Here is a 3,742-nt window from a genome sequence, read left to right as displayed (position 1 = left end):
ATTCCTTTGTATTTCATTTCCTTTTTCCTTTTTGTTTTTGGTCGTCGTTTTTTGTCAAAAAAAGTGGATGGGCGGAATGTCAAGCGGTCAATGTCTTTAATTCGATACCGACCTGTCCTTCGCCGGTACAGGATTCCGCCCGTCCACGGGCCTTTTGTGCACGGCTGCCGCAAGGCGGCATTCGCGCCACCAACGCCTAGGCCTGCCGCCCACCCTGATAGCCATCTGGCGGCGGGAGCAGCCCTCGACGGGGCAGGCCGTGCAGTCGTATTCCATCACCCGGCTTCCCGAGCCGATGCGGATTTCAGCCTCCAGCGCATGGCGTTGGCCGCAGCTTCCGTGATTCCGCACTGGTCGAGGAATGCGGAGTCCCCATTCTGAAGTGCGTCCACCATGGCGGGAGTCCACCGGTGCTTCCGTCTGCGCTCGAAATCCAGCTCCGTCTGCGCGGAGCCGATCCGGCGAGAGATGCGGCGGACTTCCGCGGATTCCGTGGACAGGATTTTCCTATAGAACTTCCGGTCCTCATCGTTCCACGACTCGTAGCCGTAGCCGCAGTTCTTTCCGGAAAGGTATGCGTAGGCGACGGATGCGCACGGTCGGCATAGCGTCTTTCTGCGTTCCTCGCGTCGGCGTTCCCGCTCATATTCCCGGATGAGCCTTTTGGCGTCCTTCAGCTGTTCCTTGGTCAACATGCCCACCCCCTAGTAGGACCGCACGAGAGAATCTGCCTTCTTCTTGATTTCGATGAAGTCGGCGAACTCGGCCTCGAATCGAGCCTTGTCGATTCCCATGGCCTCCATGGCGTCCTTGGCGGAGACGGTCATCCTGTTTCTGATCGCGCCCTCGTTGTAGCCCAGCAGGGCTGCCTCGGCGAGAAGCCCGGCCACGTCCTTGACGGTCGTCGTGCTGCCGGTGTTCTTGAGCTTGAAGCCCTCGGTCACGTCGCCGTGCTCGTCGAAGAAGACGCCCTCGGCGTTCTTGATGCTGGTGGAGATGGCCTTCGAGAGGTCGGCGAGCTTGTCCGCGAACTCCTGCAAATCGTGGACGGCTTCGGCGTTCGCCGCGAGATCCCCGGCGGGACGTTCCTTCTTCGCCACGGCGCACGCCGTTTTGAAAGCGGCCTTCAGCCGGTCGCCGTCGATGTTGGCTAGGATATTCTCTTCGGTGAGTGTCACAATTGTCTTTGCCATTATTTGGCCTCCTTCGTTGCTTCGTCGTATTTTCCCAAAACGCTTTTTTCGATGTGATGCCGGAGTTCCGCCGTTATCGGGAATACGATGTTTCTGAAATCCTCACCCTTGTAGAACGGGTCGATGGGGTAGCCGACGAAAAGGCCATTTTCGCCGTCCATCACGCGGAGTCCACGTACTTGAATCTGGTCGTTGAGGACGATGTTGGCGATTGCCCTAATTCTTCCAACATGCGCTACGGACTTGAACGGGTACACGTCCACCTTTGTCACTTCTATTTTATGCCGATCCATTATTTCATTTCCTTCTTGTTTTTGGTTGTTTGTTTTTCAAAAAAAGGGGCCGGCCGGGTGTAAACTGTAGTTGTCAAACATCAACGTTTTGATGTGAAAACCGGCCAGCCCCAATTTCGCGTCAGAACGGGGATTCCGCCTTGCCCATGGGGATGTCGGGGACGGCGGAGATGGCCTTGGTGACCTCCCGCAGCACGTCCTTTTCGGGCGGCACCTGGTCGAACGACTCGTAGCCCATCGCGCCTATTGCGTCCATGACCTTCTGGCGGTCCTTGGTGAGGCACGCGGATTCCGCCCAGTTCATGAAGTTCGCCTTCATCACCTCCGGCGTGCGTGTGAGCTTCACGTCCCTTGGCTTTTCCGCCGCCTTGGCGGGATTTTCGGGCTTCTGGGCGGGTTCCTTGGCTTCGGTCTTCGGAGGCTCGGCAAAGGCGTCGGTCTGCACCGGCGGTTCGGAGTAGCCGTCCTCGATGATCTCGGCCTCCTGCGTGGCTTGCTTCGCGGCCTTGGCGGTCGGTGCGGGCTTCGGGATTTTCGGCTGCGCTGCGGGCGGCGGGGCGTCGAAGTCCCTCACCTCTTCGGGGGTGTAGAACCCGCCGACGCATGCGGGGTAGAGGGCGCGGATGCCCTCGGAGATGCAGCGGGCGGACATCATCTGGGCGGGGAAGGCCTTCCACGTGTTCCGCCCGGCGAGTCCCGCAGCCTTGGCTCTTTCCATGTCCCACGTCACCTCTAGTTCGCCAGCATTCGGATGCTCCAGCCAAAGGGTGCAACGATTCGGGTTGCGTTCCTTCCAGCGTATCTTGCCGCCGGAAGCCTGGAAGCGGGCGAGCATGGCCTCCGACTTGAGGGCGGGCTTGCCGTCGATGATGTGGTACTGCACCGCCGCCTTGATGGGCGGGATTCCGTCCGCCTGGGCGATGCACATCAGCGAGAACGCCGCCGCCTCGGACTTGATGCCGAACAGGCCGGAGTCGCTCACCGCCTTCGCCATCATTCCGATCTGTTCGAGGGGTATCATTACTTCGTTTGCCATTTTTTATTCTCCTTGTTGAATTATTTCGATTTCGTCGCGTTCCGGCTGCACGGCAAGCCCGCCCCACGTGCCGTGGAGCTGTTCCAGGATTCCTAGGGGTTCGTATGCGGGCGAGACGTGATCGATGACGCCTTCGCGCCCGGAGTATTCCGGCTCACCGTCCATCCGGACGATGCGGATGCGGTCGCCAACCTTGAATTTCCCTTGTTCCATTCACGTCTCCTTGATCATTGAACGGATGCCTGCCAAGGCCTTCTTCGCATTCTCGTTGAATTCCTTCCTCCGTTCTTTCGACAAATCCTTCCACCAGTTCAAAGGGTCGTAGATGTCGAGGTAGTTCATGTCGGGGCCCGGTATGTCGTCGCAAGTCTCGAGTTCTTCAGCGTACTGCCCTTTCGCCATTTCCTCGTCCACCTGGAAGTCGAAATCCTTCACGAGTTCCTCCGGCTTCGGGGTGTTTTCGTTCCACTTCCTGTATTCGTCGTCGGAGGCGCATTCCCACACGTAGTGCTGCATGAAGAGGACGTCCAGAAGGTGCTTCGTCACCTTGTAGCGGTATCGCATTATGGAACGGTCCAGTTCTTGGCATCCCAGCGTCTTTCTTTTGCAGTCGATGGCCTGCTTGATCCGCCAGAGTCTGGCGTTCAGGTTGTCCATTTCGTGTTCCAGTACGGTCATGTAGTTAGTCGCCATTTCCATTTCCTTTTTTTTTACGGTTGTTCGGTGTAGTTCTTTCTTTCCGCCTCTTCTGCGATGGCCTGCCGGTATGCCGCCGCGCACGCGCGGTCGAGCCGGAACGCGAAGCGGGAGTCGAGGGCGTGGTAGTAGTCGCCGTTGCGTCCGCCGGGGACGTGCGGGAACTCGGCGTAGATGCGCCCGGTCGGGGTCTGCCGGACTCGGATGGAGCGCAGCCGGACGATTCCGCCCACGTCGGCGGTGGCGAATCCCAGCACGTCGCCCATGGTGCGTACCGGCTTCACACTGACGGAGAGTGGGATGCCGTCCATCATGCCGCCTCCTCCTTTTCTTCCTTGCGGAGGGTGAGCGGGCAGAACGCGAACGCCGTCGCCCCCGAATCCCGCTGCGCGGCGATGCCGTCCATGAAAGTCCCGATGCCCCACGGCTCCCAGCCGGTGGACAGCTTCACACTGATAATGCCTTGCTTCATGTTCATTTTCCTTTTCCTTTTATGCCGTCGCCGTCGCCGTATCCGTAGCCGT

General features: G+C 59.1%; 9 protein-coding genes. 1 reads left to right on the top strand and 8 read right to left on the bottom strand.

Going from position 1 to position 3,742, the window contains the following annotated elements; all coding sequences use genetic code 11:
* A partial coding sequence (locus tag B5D40_RS16265) for a hypothetical protein (RefSeq protein WP_234978184.1) occupies positions 1 to 200 on the top strand: 200 nt, incomplete at its 5' end.
* Between the two features lie 75 nt (positions 201 to 275).
* On the opposite strand, the gene B5D40_RS14935 is transcribed toward B5D40_RS16265, so the two are convergent.
* The 8 genes from B5D40_RS14935 to B5D40_RS15810 form a co-directional block, all read right to left on the bottom strand.
* Positions 276 to 695: a hypothetical protein gene (locus B5D40_RS14935; protein ID WP_078777552.1), complete on the bottom strand. Its 420-nt coding sequence runs from the start codon at positions 693 to 695 to the stop codon at positions 276 to 278.
* A gap of 9 nt (positions 696 to 704) precedes the next feature.
* Positions 705 to 1,193, bottom strand: coding sequence for a hypothetical protein (locus tag B5D40_RS14930; protein ID WP_078777551.1), 489 nt, complete (start codon positions 1,191 to 1,193; stop codon positions 705 to 707).
* Positions 1,193 to 1,486: a SpoVG family protein gene (locus tag B5D40_RS14925; RefSeq protein ID WP_233134231.1), complete on the bottom strand. Its 294-nt coding sequence runs from the start codon at positions 1,484 to 1,486 to the stop codon at positions 1,193 to 1,195. The genes B5D40_RS14930 and B5D40_RS14925 overlap by 1 nt, the downstream gene beginning before the upstream one ends.
* Before the next feature lie 121 nt (positions 1,487 to 1,607).
* Positions 1,608 to 2,522: a hypothetical protein gene (locus B5D40_RS14920; protein ID WP_078777550.1), complete on the bottom strand. Its 915-nt coding sequence runs from the start codon at positions 2,520 to 2,522 to the stop codon at positions 1,608 to 1,610.
* A 3-nt stretch (positions 2,523 to 2,525) separates the two neighbouring features.
* Positions 2,526 to 2,735: a hypothetical protein gene (locus B5D40_RS14915; RefSeq protein ID WP_078777549.1), complete on the bottom strand. Its 210-nt coding sequence runs from the start codon at positions 2,733 to 2,735 to the stop codon at positions 2,526 to 2,528.
* A complete protein-coding gene (locus B5D40_RS14910; RefSeq protein WP_143394364.1) occupies positions 2,736 to 3,215 on the bottom strand; it encodes a hypothetical protein in 480 nt (159 codons plus the stop codon). It abuts the gene before it with no gap.
* A gap of 17 nt (positions 3,216 to 3,232) precedes the next feature.
* Positions 3,233 to 3,532, bottom strand: coding sequence for a hypothetical protein (locus B5D40_RS14905; RefSeq protein ID WP_143394363.1), 300 nt, complete (start codon positions 3,530 to 3,532; stop codon positions 3,233 to 3,235).
* Positions 3,529 to 3,696, bottom strand: coding sequence for a hypothetical protein (locus B5D40_RS15810; protein ID WP_158222077.1), 168 nt, complete (start codon positions 3,694 to 3,696; stop codon positions 3,529 to 3,531). Before B5D40_RS15810 ends, B5D40_RS14905 begins: the two co-directional genes overlap by 4 nt.
* Positions 3,697 to 3,742: the final 46 nt, after the last annotated feature.

This window comes from Fibrobacter intestinalis (assembly GCF_900167415.1).
Taxonomy (GTDB): domain Bacteria; phylum Fibrobacterota; class Fibrobacteria; order Fibrobacterales; family Fibrobacteraceae; genus Hallerella; species Hallerella intestinalis.
This window is presented reverse-complemented; position numbering and strand designations above follow the sequence as displayed.

Bases quoted from the DNA above. Each gene is read 5' to 3' on its own strand.
- B5D40_RS14935 (WP_078777552.1), bottom strand. From the start codon at position 695: ATGTTGACCAAGGAACAGCTGAAGGACGCCAAAAGGCTCATCCGGGAA.
- B5D40_RS14930 (WP_078777551.1), bottom strand. From the start codon at position 1,193: ATGGCAAAGACAATTGTGACACTCACCGAAGAGAATATCCTAGCCAAC.
- B5D40_RS14925 (WP_233134231.1), bottom strand. From the start codon at position 1,486: ATGGATCGGCATAAAATAGAAGTGACAAAGGTGGACGTGTACCCGTTC.
- B5D40_RS14920 (WP_078777550.1), bottom strand. From the start codon at position 2,522: ATGGCAAACGAAGTAATGATACCCCTCGAACAGATCGGAATGATGGCG.
- B5D40_RS14915 (WP_078777549.1), bottom strand. From the start codon at position 2,735: ATGGAACAAGGGAAATTCAAGGTTGGCGACCGCATCCGCATCGTCCGG.
- B5D40_RS14910 (WP_143394364.1), bottom strand. From the start codon at position 3,215: ATGGCGACTAACTACATGACCGTACTGGAACACGAAATGGACAACCTG.
- B5D40_RS14905 (WP_143394363.1), bottom strand. From the start codon at position 3,532: ATGATGGACGGCATCCCACTCTCCGTCAGTGTGAAGCCGGTACGCACC.
- B5D40_RS15810 (WP_158222077.1), bottom strand. From the start codon at position 3,696: ATGAACATGAAGCAAGGCATTATCAGTGTGAAGCTGTCCACCGGCTGG.